General features: G+C 67.3%; 1 protein-coding gene. It reads right to left on the bottom strand.

Features of this window, described 5'->3' with window-relative positions:
* A partial coding sequence (gene metH, locus A9X04_RS22045; protein WP_067925033.1) for a methionine synthase occupies nt 1-1971 on the bottom strand: 1971 nt, incomplete at both ends.

Raw genomic sequence — 1971 nt, forward strand, 5'->3', positions numbered from 1 at the left:
GATCGTGCCGTTGGTGTCCTTGGATGCAGAGTCGCCCAAGCTTTCTTTCTCGGCCTCGATGAACGGCAGCAGGTATGCGACGGCCTTCTTCATCACCCGGGCCGACTTCACGACCTGGGGCAGGAACATCTTGCCCGAGCCGAAAAGGTCACCGACGACGTTCATGCCGTCCATCAGCGGGCCCTCGATCACCTCGATCGGGCGGCCGCCCGCGGCGGCGATCTCGGCCCGCAACTCCTCGGTGTCGGCGTCGACGTGGGCGTCGATCCCCTTGACCAAGGCGTGCGTGATCCGCTCCCGGACTCCGAGGCTCCGCCACTCGGCCACCGCCGTGTCGCCGGCGTCTTCCTTGCTGTTGAACCTTTCGGCGATCTCCAGGAGGCGTTCGGCCGCGTCCTCGCGACGGTTCAGGACGACGTCCTCGATGCGGTCGCGCAGCTCGGGGTCGATCGAGTCGTAGGGCACCAGCGCGCCGGCATTGACGATGCCCATGTCCAGGCCGGCCTTGATGGCGTGGTACAGGAACACCGCGTGGATCGCCTCGCGGACGGGATTGTTGCCCCGGAACGAGAACGACACGTTCGAGATGCCACCGGAGATGTGCACCCCTGGGAGGTTCTCCTTGATCCAGGCGCAGGCCTCGATGAAGTCGATCCCGTAGGTCGCGTGCTCCTCGATACCGGTCGCCAGCGCGAAGCAGTTCGGGTCGAAGATGATGTCCTCGGGCGGGAAGCCGACCTCTTCGGTCAGGATCCGGTAGGCGCGGCCGCAGATCTGTTTGCGGCGTTCCAGGTTGTCGGCCTGCCCCTGCTCGTCGAAGGCCATCACGACGACGGCGGCGCCGTACTTGCGGCACAGCCGTGCCTCGCGGACGAACTTCTCCTCGCCCTCCTTCAGGGAGATCGAGTTGACGATCGGCTTGCCCTGCACGTTCTTCAGGCCCGCCTCGATGACCTCCCACTTGGAGGAGTCGATCATCACCGGGACGCGGCTGATGTCCGGCTCGGCCGCGACCAGCTTGGTGAACCGGTCCATCGCGGCGACGCCGTCGATCATGCCCTCGTCCATGTTGATGTCGATGACCTGCGCACCGACCTCGACCTGCTGCAGGGCGACCGACAGCGCGCTGTCGTAGTCCTCGGCCTTGATCAGGTTGCGGAACCGGGCCGAACCGGTGATGTTGGTGCGCTCGCCGATGTTCACGAACAGGGAATCGTCGGTGATGTTGAGCGGTTCGAGGCCCGACAGCCGGGTGGCCACCTCGATTTTCGGGACCTCGCGCGGCGGCTTGCCCTCGACGACCTTGGCGATCTCGGCGATGTGCGGCGGCGCCGTCCCACAGCAGCCACCGACCAGGTTGACCAGACCGGCCTCGGCGAAGTCGGCGATGTAGCTCGCCTGGCGCTCCGGGTCCTCGTCGTATTCGCCGAAGGCGTTGGGCAGGCCGGCGTTGGGATAGCAGGAGACGAAGGTGTCCGCGATCCGCGACATCTCGGCGATGTAGGGCCTCATCTCGGGCGCGCCCAGCGCGCAGTTGAGGCCGACCGCGATCGGCTTCGCGTGCCGGATCGAGTTCCAGAACGCCTCGGTGACCTGACCGGACAACGTCCGCCCGGACGCGTCGGTGATGGTGCCCGAAATGATCACCGGCCAGCGACGTCCGCGCTCCTCGAACAGCGTCTCGACGGCGAACACCGCCGCCTTGGCGTTGAGCGAGTCGAAGATCGTCTCGACGATCAGGAGGTCGGCACCGCCGTCGACCAGGCCGTTGGCGGCTTCGAGGTAGGCGGCGACCAGCTGGTCGTAGGAGACGTTGCGGGCCCCGGGGTCGTTGACGTCGGGCGAGATCGACGCGGTCCGCGTGGTCGGCCCGATCGCGCCGGCGACGTAGCGGGGCTTGTCCGGGGTGCCGTACTCGTCGGCGGCCGCCCGCGCCAGGGCGGCGCCGGCGTAGTTCAGCTCGTAGGCCAG

The sequence above is a fragment of the Mycobacterium sp. E3247 genome (assembly GCF_001667785.1).
GTDB lineage: Bacteria > Actinomycetota > Actinomycetes > Mycobacteriales > Mycobacteriaceae > Mycobacterium.